At 72.3% G+C, this 17,881-nt stretch carries 12 protein-coding genes; all 12 read left to right on the plus strand.

The features are described from left to right. Positions 1 to 20: 20 nt before the first annotated feature. A complete protein-coding gene (locus tag ACSMX9_RS29220; protein WP_351241900.1) occupies positions 21 to 176 on the plus strand; it encodes a VenA family class IV lanthipeptide in 156 nt (51 codons plus the stop codon). A gap of 107 nt (positions 177 to 283) precedes the next feature. Beyond that, positions 284 to 1,360 (plus strand): ATP-binding cassette domain-containing protein, encoded by a 1,077-nt coding sequence (locus ACSMX9_RS29225; RefSeq protein ID WP_445398560.1) that lies wholly within the window; start codon positions 284 to 286, stop codon positions 1,358 to 1,360. 8 nt (positions 1,361 to 1,368) lie between these two features. Next, a complete protein-coding gene (locus ACSMX9_RS29230; RefSeq protein WP_445398562.1) occupies positions 1,369 to 2,256 on the plus strand; it encodes an ABC transporter permease in 888 nt (295 codons plus the stop codon). 944 nt (positions 2,257 to 3,200) lie between these two features. After that, positions 3,201 to 4,679, plus strand: coding sequence for a sugar transferase (locus tag ACSMX9_RS29235; RefSeq protein ID WP_445398564.1), 1,479 nt, complete (start codon positions 3,201 to 3,203; stop codon positions 4,677 to 4,679). A gap of 73 nt (positions 4,680 to 4,752) precedes the next feature. After that, positions 4,753 to 6,069: a nucleotide sugar dehydrogenase gene (locus tag ACSMX9_RS29240; RefSeq protein ID WP_445398566.1), complete on the plus strand. Its 1,317-nt coding sequence runs from the start codon at positions 4,753 to 4,755 to the stop codon at positions 6,067 to 6,069. Next, entirely contained in the window at positions 6,059 to 7,324 is a 1,266-nt protein-coding gene (locus tag ACSMX9_RS29245; RefSeq protein ID WP_445398568.1) for a glycosyltransferase family 4 protein, read from the plus strand. Before ACSMX9_RS29240 ends, ACSMX9_RS29245 begins: the two co-directional genes overlap by 11 nt. Beyond that, positions 7,321 to 8,718, plus strand: coding sequence for a polysaccharide biosynthesis protein (locus tag ACSMX9_RS29250; RefSeq protein WP_445398570.1), 1,398 nt, complete (start codon positions 7,321 to 7,323; stop codon positions 8,716 to 8,718). The genes ACSMX9_RS29245 and ACSMX9_RS29250 overlap by 4 nt, the downstream gene beginning before the upstream one ends. Continuing rightward, entirely contained in the window at positions 8,715 to 10,256 is a 1,542-nt protein-coding gene (locus tag ACSMX9_RS29255) for a Wzz/FepE/Etk N-terminal domain-containing protein (protein WP_445398572.1), read from the plus strand. Before ACSMX9_RS29250 ends, ACSMX9_RS29255 begins: the two co-directional genes overlap by 4 nt. A 3-nt stretch (positions 10,257 to 10,259) precedes the next feature. Beyond that, positions 10,260 to 12,188 carry an asparagine synthase (glutamine-hydrolyzing) gene (gene asnB, locus ACSMX9_RS29260; RefSeq protein ID WP_445398574.1) on the plus strand — a complete coding sequence of 643 codons (1,929 nt, stop codon included), beginning with the start codon at positions 10,260 to 10,262 and terminating at the stop codon, positions 12,186 to 12,188. A gap of 25 nt (positions 12,189 to 12,213) precedes the next feature. Further along, complete coding sequence (locus ACSMX9_RS29265) at positions 12,214 to 14,403, plus strand: bi-domain-containing oxidoreductase (RefSeq protein WP_445398576.1); 2,190 nt, start codon at positions 12,214 to 12,216, stop codon at positions 14,401 to 14,403. After that, positions 14,400 to 16,343, plus strand: a complete 1,944-nt coding sequence (locus ACSMX9_RS29270) for an alginate lyase family protein (protein WP_445398578.1) — start codon at positions 14,400 to 14,402, stop codon at positions 16,341 to 16,343. Before ACSMX9_RS29265 ends, ACSMX9_RS29270 begins: the two co-directional genes overlap by 4 nt. Positions 16,344 to 16,356: 13 nt before the next feature. Further along, positions 16,357 to 17,880, plus strand: a complete 1,524-nt coding sequence (locus ACSMX9_RS29275; RefSeq protein ID WP_445398582.1) for a right-handed parallel beta-helix repeat-containing protein — start codon at positions 16,357 to 16,359, stop codon at positions 17,878 to 17,880. Position 17,881 lies beyond the last annotated feature (1 nt).

A 17,881-nucleotide genomic window follows, 5' to 3' on the forward strand; every position in this document is an offset into this window, starting at 1 on the left:
CACTGGAGAAGGAGAATGTCATGGAGAACCAGGCCCTCGAACTGCTGGCCCGCCTGCACGCCCTTCCGGAGACCGACCCCGTCGGCGTCGACGGAGCCCCGTTCGCCGCGACGTGTGAGTGCGTCGGACTGCTGACCCTCCTCAACACCATCTGCATCGGCATCAGCTGCGCCTAGCAGAGACGGCCCTCCGGTCGGTGGCCGCCCCCGGGCAGCCGCCGACCGGAGCGGTCGGATTCCCCGCGCGCCCCCCGCCATCGCACCCCGCAGACGAGGATCACGACATGCAGCCGCACACCGGCGACCCCACCCCGCCCCGTGCAGCCCGTCCGACGTCCGCTCCGCAGAACCCGCACCCTACGCACGCCGTTCCCGGGACGGAACGCGCCATCAGCACCCGCGGGCTGGCCAAGTCCTACACGGGACCGGTGGGCACCACCCACGCCGTCCGCGGCCTCGACCTGGACGTGCTGCAAGGCGAGACCTTCGCCTTCCTCGGCCCCAACGGTGCCGGCAAGTCCACCACCATCGCCCTGCTCTGCGCCTTGGCCCGCCCCACCGCCGGACAGGCCGTCGTGGCGGGCGTCGACGTGCTCACCCACCCGGAGCGGGTACGGCGACGGGTCGGCATGGTCTTCCAACACAGCGCCCTGGACCCTGATCTGACGGTCGAGCAGAACCTGCACATCCACGCACGCCTCCACGGCATGCGCCGCCGCCGGGTCCGGCCGCGCGCCGCCGAGCTGCTCGACGTGGTCGGGCTGGGCGACCGCGGCCGTGCTCCCGTGCGGACCCTGTCCGGTGGCATGCGGCGTCGCCTGGAACTCGCGCGGGGCCTGCTGCACGCACCGCGGGTGCTCTTCCTCGACGAGCCGACCACCGGGCTCGACCCCCATGCCCGGGCCCAGATCTGGGAACACCTGCGCTCGCTGAGCGACCGGCACGGCAGCACCCCCTTCGTGACCACCCACTACCTGGAGGAGGCGGAGAACTGCGACCGCCTCGCCATCATCGACGCCGGCCGCATCGTGGCCCACGGCACGCCCGCGGTGCTGAAGGCCGCCATCGGCGACGACCGGGTGACGCTGCGCACCAGTGACGACGCCACGGCGGGCAAGGTCGTCCGCCGGATCACCCCCCAGAACACCACCGTCGCCGTGGACCCCGAGGGGGTGGGCCTGCGCATGCCCGACGGAAGCGCCTGGATCCCCCGGCTGTGTGCGGCACTGGAGGCCCACGGCATCGCCGTGCACGCTGCCTCCGCCACCCCGCCGACGCTGGACGACGTCTTCTTCCACCACACGGGCCGCAGCATCCACACCGTCGCCCGCCCCCGCCCCGTACCGAACTCCGGATCCTGAGAGGGCCCATGACCACCCCGCCCTCCCGGACCCCGGGCGCCGTCTCCCCCGAACCGGCCACCGCCGCTCCGCGCGGACCGGCGCGCGCCCCGCTGATCCGGGTGCGCCGTGAATTGCGTGCCGTGCACGCCCTGCTCCACCGCGATCTGCTGCGCCTGTCGGCCCAGCCCACCCACACCGCCCTGATGCTGATCCAGCCGGTGCTCTACCTCTTCATCCTGGGCGGGGGGCTGGCCGCGCTGATCCCCCACTCCTCGCTGGGCGTCGGCTACCAGACCTTCCTCTTCCCCGGCATCCTGATGATGACCGTTCAGGCGCCGGCCATCATGGTCGGCATCCGCCTGATCACCGACCGGCAGAGCGGCTATCTGCGGGAACTCCTGATGGCCCCGGTCAACCGGTCCACCCTGCTGCTGGGGAGTTGTGCCGGCGGTACCGCCGTCTCCACGATCCAGGGTGCCGTCCTGCTCGCTCTGTCCGGCGCGGTGGGCCTGCCCTACGACCCCCTCCTGCTGGTCCTGCTCCTCGCCGGCATGGTGATGACCTCCTTCACCATCACCGCCCTGTCCCTGGCACTGGCCGTGGGCCTCGATCGCCCCGAGGTGTTCCACACGCTGCTCGGGCTGGTGATGATGCCGCTGCTCTTCCTCTCCGGCGGCTTCTTCCCGCTCCAGTCCCTGCCGGGCTGGGCCAACGCACTGGCCGTCGCCAACCCCTTGGCCCACGGAGTGGAGTTGCTGCGCGGCTGCATCGAGCTGAGGGCACCGGACCGGGCCGGCGCGGGCATGGAGTGGTTCGGGCGGCAGCCCTCCCTCCTCGTCGAGGGCGCCCTCCTCCTGGCCGTCGGTGCGACCGCCCTGCTCTGGGCCGCCCGCCGCTTCAGCCGTCCGGCATGACCACCGGCGCTCGGGTCCCGGCCCGGCCGGGCGTTCGACCCGAGCGCCGGCAGGGTCCCGGCCCGGGCTCCTCCCGCCCCGCGCGATCAGCCTCGGGCCGATCTCCGGTCCGGTGGCGCTGACCGGGGTCTCGCCCGCCCGTGCGGTCCTGCGCCTGCGGAGGGCGTCCGAGGCCGACCTGATCGCGTCGTGCGTTCCCCCGTCCTTCGGGTGGCTCACCTCGCGCACCTCGTGCGCCCCCTGGCGCACGCCCCGGCGCAGAGGCAGCGGGATGCAACGGTCGAACTAGGTGGCGCAGAAGGGCAGTTGTGGATCACTCATCACTACTGCGTAGACGCGGCTCCGTCGTGATGCTCCTACTGGGGCTGTCAGCTGGACGGGGGAGCGTCCCGGCCGCGGCGCCGGTACGCCTCGGAGTTGTTGGTTCCGGGGGGCCCGGGAACGTCCGTCGGCGCAGGTCACCGAGCATGTCCCCGTTGTCCAAAGGCTGTTGGGCGGACACTCATCGGAAGATCCAGTTCCAAACCTTGAACACAAATTGCACACACCCCCTCTCCATACCGGCGCCGATGGTCTAGATTGACCGTGCTTCAGCTGCTCGGGAGCGAAACGAACGATGAACGATCTCTAGTCCGGCGTGACGAACAGCCAGCATTCGCCGCCCCCGCACCGCGGGGGGCGAGCGATCACGGAGCCCGAGGGGGGCCCTGGACGCGGGGAGCGTCCGAGGTCGAACGGGTTCTGCACACGGTGAAGGTTCAGCAGGGCACACCCGTGTCCGCTGCCGCCGGGGTGGGCTGTTCGCACGGCAGGGACCTCGTCGGAAAGGCATGCGCGGGAGACCGAGGTCTTCCGGGAGGAACAGCGCGGCGCGGGAGGCGGGGGCCTCTCGAAGGAACAGTGTAAGGCGCACACGTCGAACCGCTGGGAACCTGGGGGGTTCTGTGGAGCAGGGGGGATTAGCCAACCCGTTGCCGTCGGCACACGGGCGTCTGGCGAACGGGGTGATCGGCCGCCCCGAGATCGACTGGGAGGAACGTTACCGCCGTACCGTGATCGCCAGCGATGCCCTGGCCACCGCCTTCGTGGTGGCGGCCATCGGCAACTTCTTCGGGGTCCGGGACGCCGCCAACTGGCACGAGAAGTGGGGCATCCTCGCCTTCGGCACCGAGCTGCTGGTGTTGGGAGCGCTCGCGGTGAGCCGGTCCTGGTCCCCGGCCGTACTCGGCCAGGGAGCGGAGGAGTTCCGCCGGCTCGGGCACTCGCTGTTCATGGCCGCCGTCGTGCTGGCACTCGGCGGGATCGCCCTCACCTCGCGCAACATCAAACTCTGGATCTTCGTCGCGATCCCCGCGATCGCGCTGGTCACCATGAGCGCGCGCTACCTCCTGCGCCTCCGGCTGCACAAGCAGCGCAAGGAAGGGCGGTGCCTGAGACCGGTGCTCGCCGCCGGGAGCGCGGCCACCGTGCGCGACCTGATCACCCGGGCCCGCAAGTTCCCGCACCTCGGCTGGCGGGTGGACGCGGTCTGCACCACGGACGGCCGCGGGCTCGACGGCGACCAACTGGACGGAGTGCCGGTCGTCGGCCGGCTGGTGGACGTCGCCGACCACGTGCGCCGCGGCGGCTACCGCGTCGTCGCGGTCACCCCCGACCCGCACTGGACGCCCGACCGGCTCCAGCGGCTGGCCTGGAACCTGGAGGGCAGCGACGCCGACATGGTCGTCGCCCCCGTGCTCATGGAGGTCGCCGGTCCGCGGCTGCACGTCGACGCGGTGCTCGGGATACCGCTGCTGCGGGTCAGCATGCCGACCTTCACCGGAGGCCGCCGGGCGGTCAAGGCGGTCGTGGACCGGATGGGCGCCGCGATCCTGCTGATGCTGTTCGCGCCGCTGATGCTGCTCGTCGGAGCACTCGTCCTGGTGGACAGCAGGGGCGGGGCGTTCTACCGTCAGCGCAGGGTCGGCAAAGACGGTCGAGAGTTCACCATCCTCAAGTTCCGCACCATGGTGGCGGGGGCAGACCGGGCGCGTGCCGAGTTGGCCGACCGCAACGAGGGCGCCGGCCTGCTGTTCAAACTCCGCCGGGATCCGCGGGTGACCCGGGTGGGAGCGGTGCTGCGCCGCTACTCGATCGACGAACTCCCGCAACTCTTCAACGTGCTCACCGGATCGATGTCGTTGGTCGGTCCGCGACCTCCCTTGCCGGAGGAGTCGGCCGCCTACGGTCCGGACATCCGGCGGCGGTTGCTGGTCAAGCCCGGCCTCACCGGTCTGTGGCAGATCAGCGGACGCAGCGACCTGCCGTGGGAGGAAGCGGTCCGGCTGGACCTGCGGTACGTGGAGGACTGGTCGCTCGCCCTGGACACGGTGATCTTGTGGAAGACGCTGCGTGCGGTGTTCTACGGGCAGGGGGCCTACTGATGCGCGGGGGTCGTCGTTCGACCCGCGTGCGGACCGCAGGCCGTGGGGGCCTGCCTGGGCGGAGGGACGGAGCATGAGGATCAGCGTTTTCGGGCTCGGCTACGTGGGCTGCGTGTCGGCCGCGTGCCTGGCCGACATGGGGCACGAGGTCATCGGGGTGGACGTGAACCCGGTGAAGGTCGACCTGGTCAACGACGGCAAGGCCCCGGTGGTCGAGGAACGGATCGGCGAACTGACCGCCGAGGTCGTGCGGACCGGGGCGTTACGCGCCACCGGCGACGTCCGCGAGGCGATCCTCGGCAGCGAGGTGTCACTGGTCTGCGTGGGCACGCCCTCGGAGCCCAACGGCAGCCTGTGCACCACGTACCTGGAGCGGGTCACCGAGGAGATCGGCGCCGCCCTGGCCGAGCGGGGCGGCTGGCAGACCGTCGTGTTCCGCAGCACCATGCTTCCGGGCACCTGCACCGAGCTGCTGGTGCCGATCCTGGAGAAGAGCGCCGGCGGCACGGCCGGGGTGGACTTCGGGGTCGCGGTCAACCCGGAGTTCCTGCGCGAGGGCACCAGCGTGCGGGACTTCTTCGACCCGCCCAAGACGGTCATCGGCGAAATCGACCCGACCAGCGGCGACGCGGTGGCGGCGCTCTACGAGGGCCTGCCCGGCGAGGTGTTCCGGGTGCCGGTTCCCACGGCCGAGGCGATCAAGTACGCGGACAACGCGTTCCACGGCCTCAAGATCGGCTTCGCGAACGAACTGGGTGCGGTGTGCCAGGCCCTCGGCGTGGACTCGCACCAGGTGATGGACGTGTTCCTGGCCGACCGGAAGCTGAACATCAGCCCCGCCTACTTACGCCCCGGCTTCGCCTTCGGAGGCTCCTGCCTGCCCAAGGACCTGCGCAGCCTGGTCCACGCCGCGCGGCGTGCCGACGTCGACGTCCCCATCCTCGAACACGTGCTGCCCTCCAACTCGGCGCACCTGCAACGGGCGGTGGACCTGGTCGAACGCAGCGGCAAACGCCGGGTCGGACTCTTCGGCCTCTCCTTCAAGCCCGGCACCGACGACCTCCGCGAGAGCCCGCTCGTCGAATTGGCCGAGAGGCTCCTGGGCAAGGGCTACGACCTGCGGATCCACGACGCCAACGTGAGCCTCTCCCGACTGCTCGGCGCGAACCGCGAGTACATCGAGACCCGCCTGCCCCACCTGGCCCAACTGCTCGCCGACACCGTCGACGAGGTGCTCGAACACGCCGAGGTCTGCCTGATCGGGACCAGGGACCCGGCGGTTCTGGCGGCGCTGCCCCACGGCGACGCGCCGCTGCTCATCGATCTCATCCGTCTTCCCGACGCCGACGTGCGTCGTACCGAACCGGGGTACGTGGGCCTTGCTTGGTGATGCAATCAGCGGCGACCGGACCGGTCGGCGCGCTCTGATCCTGGTGGAGAACCTCTCGGTGCCGTTCGACCGGCGGGTGTGGCAGGAGTGCACGACGCTGCGCGACGCCGGCTGGGAGGTGCACGTCATCTGCCCCCGGGGGACCAAACGGGACACGGAGTCGTACGTGGTGATCGACGGGGTGCGGATCCACCGCTACCCGCTGCGGGCGGCCACCGGCGGTCCGGCCGGCTACCTGCGGGAGTACGGATCGGCGCTCTGGCACACCGCCCGGCTGGCCCGCAAGGTCGGCCCGGTGCACGTGGTCCACGCCTGCAACCCGCCCGACCTGCTGTTCCTGCCCGCGCTCCGGCTGAAGCGGCGCGGCGCCCGCTTCGTCTTCGACCAACACGACCTGGTGCCCGAGCTGTACCTCTCCCGGTTCGACCGGGGCGAGGACCTGCTCTACCGCGCCGTCTGCGCCCTGGAACGGCTGACCTACCGGGCCGCGGACGTGGTGCTCGCGACGAACGAGAGCTACCGGGACGTCGCGGTGCGCCGTGGCGGTCGCAGCCCCGAGGACGTGTTCGTGGTGCGCAGTGCGCCCGCCGTCGAGAGGTTCCAACCCGTTCCACCCGAAACGGAGTTGAAGAACGGGAAACCCCATCTGCTGTGCTACCTCGGGGTCATGGGGCCGCAGGACGGCGTCGACTACGCCCTGCGCGCCCTCGCGAAGCTCCGTGACGACCTCAAGCGGACCGACTGGCACGCGGTGTTCATCGGCTCCGGCGACGCCTTCGACGCGATGGTGGAACTGTCCCGGGAACTCGGTCTCTCCGATCAGGTGCAGTTCACCGGACGCATCCCGGACGCCGACCTGGTGCGCTACCTGTCCACCGCGGACGTGTGCCTGTCCCCCGACCCGCGCAATCCGCTCAACGACGTGTCGACCATGAACAAGGTCCTGGAGTACATGGCGATGGGCCGCCCGATCGTCTCGTTCGACCTCCGGGAGGCCAGGGTCTCCGCCGCCGACGCCGCTGTCTACGCGCCCGCCAACGACGAGGCCGCCTTCGCCGAACTCGTCGCGCTCCTGCTGGACGATCCGGAGAAGCGCGCGCGGATGGGCAAGATCGGCCAGGAGCGGATCACCGGAGAACTCTCCTGGCGCAACTCCCAGCGGGCGCTGCTCGCCGCCTACGCCGCTGCCTGCCGCGACCGCACCCGGACCTCGGCGGGCGCCCGGACACGGACAGGGAAGCGACCGCGTCGTTGAGCGAAGACACCATACGCCTGGTCACCATCGGGCGGATCCTCCGTCGGCGCGGGCGGCTCCTCACGGTCCTCGCCCTGACGGGCGCACTCGTCGGCTACGGCGCCTCGCTGGTGTTCCCTCCGCGGTACACCACGTCGACATCGGTACTGCTCCAGGGGCAGTGGGAAGAACGAGAACTGTTGACCCAGGTGGAGATCGCGACCAGTTCGACGGTGGTCGACCGCGCGGCCGCGGCACTCGGCTGGACCGGGGTCGGCTCCGCCGAACTCCGGGGCAGGGTGGGCGCCCAGGCCACGGACGGAACCATCATCAAGATCTCGGGCACCGCCGAAACCCCCGAGCGGGCGCAGCGCCTGTCCGACCGGGTGGCCCAGGAGTTCATCGCCTTCGCCACGCGGCTCGCCGGCGGCGGTGCCGAGACGGAAGCGGCCACGGGGCCCGAAGCGCTGCGGCAGAAGGTGGTGGAGACCAACCGTCGCATCACCGACCTGGCCGAAGCGGCGGATCCGGGGCGGACCGTGGAGAGCGTGCAGACCCGGACCACGCTCGAAAAGCTGCGCAGCGCGCTGGACGAGGCCGTGAAGAAGCTGGAGGAGGCCGATCCGGCGACCGGCAGGTCCGGCATGGTCGTCATGGGTCCGGCGGCCCGCCCGACCGAGGAGGCGCCACCGACACGGGTGCAACTCGTCGGCGCGGGGGCGGTGTCGTCCTTCCTGCTCGGGGTCGTCGGCCACCTCGCGGCCGCACGGGCGAGCCGCCGGTTGCGCACCGAGCCGGAGATCGCCGCGGCGCTGGGATCGGTGCTCCTGGGCACCGTCGACGTGCCCGTCGACCGCTCCACACGCCCGGCAGCTCGCGACCCACGGGCCCGGCTCCGGCGCCTGCTCGCCCTCGACACCCGGTGGGACGCACCACGCCCGTCCCCCGCGGGCGACGAGAGCGGCAGCCGGATCCGCTACCAGCGCGTGTGCGCCCGGCTCCGGGACGAACGGCCAGGCTCCCACGAGCTGTTGGTGGTCGTCCCGGAGGGGGACGAGACCGCTCGCCGTGCTGCGGAACGACTCGTCGTCGAAGCCCGGAACGCTCCCCCTCCGCCCGCGTCGGGCGGTGGCCGTCCGGCGCTGCGGGTGGTGCGGGTCTCGGTGTCCCGGCCGATGGTGCCGGACCGTGACGACACCGCAGCCGGCGCCCTGGTCGTGCTCAGCGCGCACCGGTGGACCGCCGAGGAACTCGCCGGTGTCGCCGGGGCCTGCACGGACGGCGGGTACGAACTCCTCGGCACCGTCGTCGCCGGCACGGCCCTGACCCGGCCGGCCGCATCCGCCGACCCGGCGTCGAAGGACGACGCTCCCGCGCCCGGGGACCGGGGCCAGGAGACGGGAGAGCCGGCGTGACGACGAGCACGACGGCGAAGTCGCCCGCCGCGACTCCGCTCCTGGACCTCCAGGCACTGGTGGTCTCGGTGATCAGACGCCGCCGACTCTGGTGCACCGCAGCACTGTTGGGGCTGGTGGCCGGTGCGGCACTGGCGGTGTTGCTGCCGCCCCCGCCGAGCGCGGTGACCAAGGTGCTGGTGGCGCACAAGGAGGACCAACCCAACGACACCGGAACGCTGATCCGCACCGACGTCGCCCTGCTGGGAACCACCCGGATCGCCGGCCAGGCCCTGCAAGCCCTCGGGTCCCCGGAGGAACCGGAGGACTTCATGCAGCAGTACTGGGGAACCGGCCTGACCAACAACCTGTTGCAGATCGACGTGACCGGAGACAGCGACGCGGACGCCGTGGCCCGGGCCCAGGCCCTGGCCGACGCGTTCGTCACGGACCACGTGCGCCGGATGAGGGAGGCGGCCGAGGCCGAGGCCGAGGCGCTGCTCGACCAGCGGGACCGCATGCGCAAGGAACTCGCCCAGGTCAACGAGACCATCGGGGACCGGCCGCCGGGCAGCGACCCGAAGGCGTCGGCGAGCACCGAGTCGCTCTTCGCCCGCCGTGCCGAACTCAACTCGCGCATCGCCGACTTCGACCAGCGCGCCGCCGAAGCGCGCACCGGCACGCCCCGACTCGTCTCCGGCACCCAGATCGTGGACGGGCCGCGCGCGGTACGGCACTCCCTGCCCAAGACGGCCGTCACCAACGCGGGCATCGGGCTCGTCCTCGGACTCGCCCTCGGCCTCGCACTGGCCGTGGTCGGCACGGTGGTGGCGGACCGCCCCGTGCTGCGCCGGCAGATCGCCGGCCACCTCGGCGCCTCGGTCCTCGCGGAGCTGCGCCGGCGGCCGGCGCCCTGGCACCGCCGACGGACCCGAGCGGCACGGGAGCGGCTGGCCACGACCCTGCTCCGTGCCGTGCGCGGACACGCGGAACCGGTCTCGCTGCTGGAACTGGGCGCCGCCCGCAGCGCCGCCGCGATCGCCGTGGACCTCGCCGCCGCACTCGCGGACGAGGGGCAGGTGGCCCTCGTCGACGCGCTGCCGGACCGCCGGCTCGTGGACGGCAGGCGCACGCCCGGGGACCTGACGGTGGTCAGCGCCGAGGACGCCGGGTCCCTGCCGCGGCCCACCCGCCGGATCGCCGTCGGCTCGGTCGCTCCCGGCACGGCCTGGACCGACCTGGAGCACCTCGGGCAGCACACCGTGCTCGTGGTGCGCGCCGGGCACGCCAGTGCGGCATGGCTGCACACCGTGGCACGACACCTCGCGGACCGGGACGTCCGGGTGATCGGCGTGGTGCTGATCGACCCCGACCCGCGGGACCGGACCGACGGCACGCTGTGGGACGGGCCGCACACCGCGCTGCGCGGCCCCGACGGGCGACCGGCACCGCAGGACAGGACGGGCGCACCGCGGACGCGGTCGGCCCGGCAGAACGGGACGAGGCAGCCGTCGACGACGGCCGCCGGCGCCCCGGACAGCGACCAGGAGGCGCGGTAGAACATGTGTGGCGTCGCAGGCACGTACCGATGGCCGGACGGGAAGGCCGTGATCGAGCGGCTCACCGATGTCCTCGCCCATCGCGGCCCGGACGGCTCGGGCCGGTACAGCCACCCCGCGGGCGACGGCGAAGTGCACCTCGGGCACCGCCGGTTGGCCATCATCGACCTCTCCGAGACCGGCGCCCAACCGATGGTCTCGGACGGCCTCGCGCTGACGTACAACGGCGAGCTGTACAACGCGCCCGAACTCCGGGCCGAACTGACCGGCGCCGGGGTGCGCTTCCGCGGCACCTCCGACACCGAGGTGCTGCTGGAGGCGTGGCGGCGCTGGGGCACGGACTGCCTGCCGCGACTGCGCGGCATGTTCGCCTTCGCGGTCTTCGACGAGCGCACCGGTGAGCTGGTGCTCGCGCGCGACCAACTCGGCATCAAACCGCTGTTCCTGCTCCGGCGGGGCACGGGCCTGGTGTTCGCCTCCGAGCTCAAGGCGCTCGCCGCCGTGACCGGCGGATCGCTCCAGGTGGACCACACGGCACTGGTGGCCTCGCTGCTGTACTACTGGGTGCCGGACTCGCGCTGCGCGTTCCGCGAAGCGGAGAAGCTGCCGCCGGGAACCTGGCTGCGGTGCCGGCCGGACGGCCGGGTGGAGCGGGGCCGCTTCTGGAACCTGCGGGACGTCGCCGCCGAGGGCCGGGAGCGGGCCCGCAGCGGCGAACTGCCGGACCTGGCCGCCGTCGTCGAGGAGTCCAACCGCAGGCACCTGCTTTCGGACGTGCCGGTGGCGACCTTCCTCTCCGGCGGTCTGGACTCCAGCTACCTCACCGCGCTGGCCGCCCGCCACCGGCCCGGGATCTCCGCCTACACGATCGGGTTCCGCGCCGCCGACGCCAAGTTCGAGGCGATGCCGGACGACCTGCGCTACGCCCGGCAGGTCGCCGAGCGGTTCGGCGTCGACCTGCACGAGATCGAGATCGCGCCGGACGTGCTCGACCTGCTGCCCCGGATGACGTACCACCTGGACGAGCCGATCGGTGATCCCGCCGCCATCAACACCTTCCTGATCTGCTCGGCCGCCCGCGAGGCGGGGGTCAAGGTGATGCTCTCGGGGATGGGCGCGGACGAACTGTTCGCCGGATACCGCAAACACCTGGCGAACCTGCTGGCGCTGCGCTACCAACGCGTTCCACGGCCCCTGCGGCGCGGGGCGTCCCGGATCGTGGACCGGCTTCCGGTCGCCACCTCCCGCCGGGGGTACCGCTCGGTGCGGTTCGCCAAGCGGTTCCTCTCCTTCGCCGACCTGCCGGAGGAGACCGCGTTCCGACGCAGCTACACCATGTACGACCGGGACGAACTGCTCGCCCTGGTCGATCCGGACCTGGCCCGGTCCGTCGAGGACGTGCTGAGCGAACACGCCGAGGTCTACCGGGACAACGACCTCGACGACTTCGTCAACCGCATGTGCCTGGGCGACGCCCGGATGTTCCTCCCGGGCCTGAACCTCGCCTACACGGACCGGTCCAGCATGGCCGCCTCGACCGAGGTGCGGGTGCCGTACGTGGACGTCGAGGTGGTCAAGGCGGCGTTCGCGGTGCCCGGCAACCGCAAGATCGTCGGGCGGCAGGGCAAGGCCGTCCTCAAGGAGGCGGCCACCTCCGTCCTGCCCCGGGAGATCGTCTACCGGCCCAAGGGCCTGTTCAGCGCCCCGCTGCGGGCCTGGATGAGCCGTGACCTCGCTCCGCTGGTGCGCGAGGTGGTGAACGACGGGGTGCTCGTCAGCTCCGGTCTGCTGCGTCGCGACGCGCTCGCCAGGCTCGTCGCCGAGGACGCCGCCGGGCAGCGGGACTTCTCCAAACACCTCTGGCACGTACTGACCCTTGAGTACTGGTACCGCGGCGCGACCTCTGGCTCCGGCCAGGGCCGGACGGCTTGACCGCGTAGAAACAAGAGGAGCTCGTGTGAAGCAAGTTGTGCAGAACTACAAGAGCGGCGAGTTGGCGCTGCTCGACGTGCCCGTGCCGGGGTGCAAGCCGAACGGCGTGCTCGTCCGGAGCGCCTACTCGCTGATCTCCACCGGCACCGAACTCATGAAGGTGTCCGAGGCCAGCATGTCGATGCTGGGCAAGGCGCGTTCCCGGCCCGACCAGGTGGCCAAGGTCATGCAGAGCGTGGCCACCAACGGACTGACCGCCACCTACCGCAAGGTGAACAACCGGCTGGACTCCTACACCCCGCTGGGCTACTCGCTGTGCGGGGTGGTCGAGCAGGTCGGCGCCGGGATCGACGACGTGGCGGTCGGTGACCTGGTGGCCTGCGCCGGCAACGAGCACGCCCTGCACGCCGAACTGAACTGGGTGCCGAAGAACCTCTACGCACGGGTGCCGGAGGGCCTCGCACCGCGGCACGCCGCCTTCGGCACCGTCGGGTCCATCGCGATGCAGGGCGTCCGCCGGGGCGAGCCGCAACTCGGCGACGTGGCCCTGGTCATCGGCCTCGGGCTGATCGGGCAACTGGTGGTGCAGTTGCTGGCCGCCTCGGGAGTCCGCGTGGTCGGAGTCGACCCGGACCCGGGGCGCTGCGAACTGGCCGAGCGGCTGGGCGCGGCGGCCTGCGGGGACCCCGAGTCCACGGCCGTGCAGAACGCCGTCGCCGAACTCACCGACGGCCACGGCGTGGACCAGGTGTACCTGGCCGCCGGCGGCGGCAGCAACCAGCCCGTCGAACTCGCCGCCCGGTTGAGCCGGGACCGCGGCCGGGTCGTCGACATCGGCAAGTGCCGTCTGGACCTGCCCTGGAACGCGTACTACGAGAAGGAGCTCGACGTCCGGTTCTCCCGTTCGTACGGTCCCGGGCGCTACGACCCGGAGTACGAGCTGGAGGGCCGGGACTACCCGATCGGCTACGTCCGCTGGACCGAGCGCCGCAACCTGGCGTGCTTCCTCGACCTCGCCGCCCGCGGACGCATCGACGTGGAGCCCCTCGTCTCCCACGTCGCCGACTTCGACGACGCCGTCGAGACCTACCAGCGGCTGAAGGACGGTGACCTGAAGGCCGTGGCCGTGCTGTTCCGCTACCCCGACCGCGCTCCCCGCGCGGTGGAGGCGCAGGCCCCCGAAGTGACGGTGCCCGCCGTGCGGCGCAGCGAGCCGGCGCCCGCCCCGACCCGTTCCGGCAAGGGACCGGTCCGGCTGGCCTTCGTGGGCGCCGGGAACTACGCGACGTCCATGCTGCTGCCGCACCTGGCGCAGCGCGAGGGCGTCGAGCTGTCCGCGGTCGTCACCACGACGGCGCTGTCCGCGGCCAACGCACAGCAGAAGTTCGGCTTCGCCGGGGCCACCACCGACCTCGACGCCGTGCTCGGCGACCCGTCCGTCGACGCGGTGTTCGTGGTCACCCGCCACAGCTCGCACGCCGAACTGACCCGCAAGGCGCTGCTGGCCGGCAAGGCCGTGTTCGTGGAGAAGCCGCTGGCGCTCACCGAGGACGAACTGGCCGACGTGCTCGCGGCGGTGAAGGAGTCCGGCAACGACCGGCTCCAGGTCGGCTTCAACCGCAGGTTCGCGCCCCTGCTGCGGGAGGGCCGCAAGCGGTTCGGCCCCACCACCGGTCCGGCGAACCTGCGCTACCTGGTGAACGCGGGCCGGCTGGACCACGGCAGCTGGTACCTCCAACAGGGCACCGAGGGCTCGCGGTTCGCCGGCGAGGGCGGACACTTCATCGACACGGCGAGCTGGCTGCTCGCGGCCGACCCGGTCTCGGTGTACGCGGTCGCCACGCCCGGCAACGAGGACCTCCAGGTCGTGCTGCGCTACCCCGGCGGATCCACCGCCACCATCAGCTACGTCACCACCGGACCCAGCGGCTTCCCCAAGGAGACCCTGGACCTGGTCGCGGACGGCCGTGCGCTGCGCCTGGACGACTTCGTCCGCGCCTCGGTGTACGGCGGCAAGCGGTGGGTCAGCTCCCGGCTGCCCCAGGCACGGGACAAGGGACAGCGCGCCGAACTGGACGCCTTCCTGCGTGCCGTGCGGGCCGGCGCCCCGATGCCGGTGCCGCTGGAGTCGCTGGTCGCCACCACGGCGGCCACCCTCGCGGTGCGGACCAGCCTGGCCGCGGGCGCGCCGGTGACGCTGGCGGGCGCGCGATGACCATGAGCACGGCCTGGTACCTGCGGCGACTGTCCCGGATGGGTCCGCAGGAGGTCGGCGGCCGGGCGGCCGACGCCCTGCGCCGACGGCGGTGGCGCTCGGCGCAGCCGCACTCCCCGGGTCCGACCGACGCCCGGTTCACCGCACCGCTGCCCGCCGGGGCCCTCGCCGCGGTGCCGCCGGACGCCGGCAAGCGCCTGGTCGCCGAGGCCGACCGGCTGATGGCCGGGCACGCCACGTACTTCGGGGTGGACCGCGACGACATGGTCGACCCGGACTGGTGGTGGGACCCCAAGACCGGGCGCCGGGCCACGGCCGGCTACGCCTTCGACGTGCCCTACCGCGACGAGGAGGCCATCGGGGACGTCAAGCAGATATGGGAGCCGTCCCGGCACCAGCACCTGACCGTGCTCGCCGCGGCCTACGCGCTCACCGGGAACGAGCGGTACGCCGAGCGGGTGGCCGAGCACCTGCGCTCCTGGTGGGCGGCGAACCCGCCGCTGTGCGGAGTCCACTGGACCAGCGGCATCGAGCTGGGCATCCGGCTGCTCTCCTGGGTGTGGATCCGTCGACTGCTCCACGACTGGCCCGGTGCGGCCGAACTGTTCGAGGGCAACCCGGTGGCGCTCCACCAGATCTGGCACCACCAGCGCTGGCTGGCAGCCTTCCCCAGCCGGGGGTCCTCGGCGAACAACCACGTCATCGCCGAGGCGGCCGGACAGTTCGCCGCGTCCTGCGCGTTCGGCTGGTTCCCCTCCTCGGCGCGCTGGCGGACCGAGGCGCTGCGGTCGCTGGAACGGCACCTGCGGCACAACACCTTCCCCTCCGGCCTCAACCGAGAGCTGGCCACCGAGTACCACGGTCTGGTGCTGGAGCTCGGACTGGCCGCGCTGGCCGAGGCGGACGCCGCCGGCGTCCCGGTCCCCGGCACCGTCCGGCTGGTGCTGCTGCGCATGACCGACGCGCTCGCGGCCGTCGTGGACGGTCGGCTGAGGCCGCCGCGCCAGGGCGACGCCGACGACGGACACGGGCTGGTGGTGGACGCTGGGGGCACCGACCGCTGGGCCTCGCTGCTGGTGACCGGGGACGCCGTGTTCGGGCGGCTGCCCTGGTGGCCGGTGGTGACCGGCACCGATGTGCGCACCCCGCTGTGGGCCGCGCTCATCCGGCCCTCGTCCCCGGCCGTCACCCGACCGGAGCACCGGCCGGCCCACTTCGCCGATGCGGGCATGACCATCCTGCGCGGCCCGGGCGGGATCTGGTGCCGGTGCGACGGCGGCCCGCACGGCTTCCTGTCGATCGCCGCCCACGCCCACGCGGACGCGCTCTCCGTGGAGGTCCGGCACGACGGGGTCGACGTGCTCGCGGACCCGGGAACCTACTGCTACCACGGGCAACCCGAGTGGCGGCAGTACTTCCGGTCCACCCTCGGCCACAACACCCTGCGGCTGGACGGCACCGACCAGTCCCTCTCCGGCGGCCCGTTCCTGTGGACCCGGCACGCCCGCAGCCGCGTCCTGACCGCCGACGCGTCCGACCCGGACACCGCCCGCTGGTGCGCCGAGCACGACGGGTACCCGGGCTCCGTGCACCGCCGGCGGGTGGAGCTGCTCGCCGACCGCCGGGAGGTGCACGTGCTCGACGAGGTGCGCGGACCGGGCCGGGCCGCGCAGCTGACGTTCCACCTGGGGCCGACGATCACCGCCGAGCTGGTGGCGAACCGGGCCGTGCTCACCTGGACCCGGGACGGGGAGGACCGCTCCGCGGTGCTCGACCTCCCGGGGCGACTGCACTGGCGGGCCCATCGCGGGGAGAACGACCCGCCGCTGGGCTGGTACTCGGCCGGCTTCGGACGCAAGGAGCCCGCCACGACGCTGGTCGGCACCGGCTTCGTGGACGGCACCGAGGAGTTCACCACCGTACTCGCGTTCCACGGCTAGGGAGGAAAGGCGCGTGGGGATCAAGTGGCGGAGCTGGACGGTGCCGGTGGTGGCGCCGGCCCTGCTGACGACCGGCTGCGTGGGCACCCAGGGCACCCCGGCGGAACCGACCGGCACGTCCTCGGCGACCGCGGCCCGGCCCGTGGCCAGGGTGTGCGCGGGGCCCGCGGCCGGGCCGGCGAAGGCACCGGCGGGCGCGGTGACGGTCGACCCCGACGTGGTCGGCGACCTGGCCGCGAAGACCCGCAGCAGCGGCCCGAACACCACGTTCTGGCTCCGGCCCGGCACCCATCGGCTCACGCCGGACCGCTACTCCCAGGTCGTCCCCAAGAAGGGGAACAGCTACCTCGGCGCACCGGGTGCCGTGCTGGACGGTCGAAAGACCAACCAGTACGCCTTCGGCGGCGCCGCCCCCGACGTCACCATCCGCCACCTGACCGTGCAGCGCTTCGTCGCCCCGCACGACGAGGGGGTCGTCAACCACGACTCGGCCGACGGGTGGCTGATCGAGCACACGAGGATCCAGCACAACTCCGGCGCCGGGCTGATGGCCGGCGACCGGCAGCGGGTCCGCGCCAACTGCCTGCGCGGCAACGGCCAGTACGGCATGAACGCCTACAAGGCCGAGGGCCGGATCCGCGGCCTGGTGGTCGAGGGCAACGAGATCGTCGGCAACAACACCGACGACTGGGAGCGGCGACGGCCGGGCTGCGGCTGCACGGCGGGCGTCAAGTTCTGGGCCGTCGACGGCGCCGACGTCCGCGGGAACTGGGTGCACGACAACCGTGGAACCGGCCTGTGGGCGGACACCAACAACAACGACTTCCGCATCGAGGACAACCTGCTCGAAGCCAACGACGGTGCCGCACTGATCTACGAGACCAGTTACAACGCGGTCATCCGGAAGAACACGATCCGGCGGAACAACTGGGTGGAGGGCCGCAAGCACGCCGAACGCGGCGACACCTTCCCCTACGCGACGGTCTACCTCTCCGAGTCCGGCGGCGAACCGCGGATCCGGGCCCGCACGGACAAGATCGAGATCTACCGGAACGTGTTGGAGGACAACTGGTCCGGCATCACCCTGTGGGAGAACGCCGACCGGTTCTGCAACAGCCCGGCCAACACCTCCTCCGGCCACTGCACCCTGCTGGTCCCCGACCCCGAGCGCTGCGCGCAGCCCGCCATCGCCACCGCACCGCTTTACGCCGACTGCCGGTGGAAGACCCAGCGGGTGGAGGTCCACGGCAACCGCTTCGCGCTGGACAAGTCCGTCGTCGGGTGCACGGAGAAGTGCGACCGGATGGCGGTGCTGGCCAACTACGGCACCTACCCCAACTGGTCGCCCTACCACGGGGAACGGATCTCCCGGGCGATCACCCACGAGCAGCGCAACCGCTGGTACGACAACGTCTACCTCGGACCGTGGGAGTTCGTCGCCCACGACCCCAGCCGGGTGCTCTACTTCGGACAGTGGCAGGGCACGCCCTACCAGCAGGACACGGGCAGCACCCTCGATACCCGGGCCGGTGGTTGAC

This window comes from Streptomyces sp. LE64 (genome assembly GCF_052606915.1).

What these genes read in the sequence shown, in the direction of transcription:
- ACSMX9_RS29240 (WP_445398566.1), top strand. Translation starts at nt 4,753, where the DNA reads ATGAGGATCAGCGTTTTCGGGCTCGGCTACGTGGGCTGCGTGTCGGCC.
- ACSMX9_RS29225 (WP_445398560.1), top strand. Translation starts at nt 284, where the DNA reads ATGCAGCCGCACACCGGCGACCCCACCCCGCCCCGTGCAGCCCGTCCG.
- ACSMX9_RS29230 (WP_445398562.1), top strand. Translation starts at nt 1,369, where the DNA reads ATGACCACCCCGCCCTCCCGGACCCCGGGCGCCGTCTCCCCCGAACCG.
- asnB (WP_445398574.1), top strand. Translation starts at nt 10,260, where the DNA reads ATGTGTGGCGTCGCAGGCACGTACCGATGGCCGGACGGGAAGGCCGTG.
- ACSMX9_RS29220 (WP_351241900.1), top strand. Translation starts at nt 21, where the DNA reads ATGGAGAACCAGGCCCTCGAACTGCTGGCCCGCCTGCACGCCCTTCCG.
- ACSMX9_RS29270 (WP_445398578.1), top strand. Translation starts at nt 14,400, where the DNA reads ATGACCATGAGCACGGCCTGGTACCTGCGGCGACTGTCCCGGATGGGT.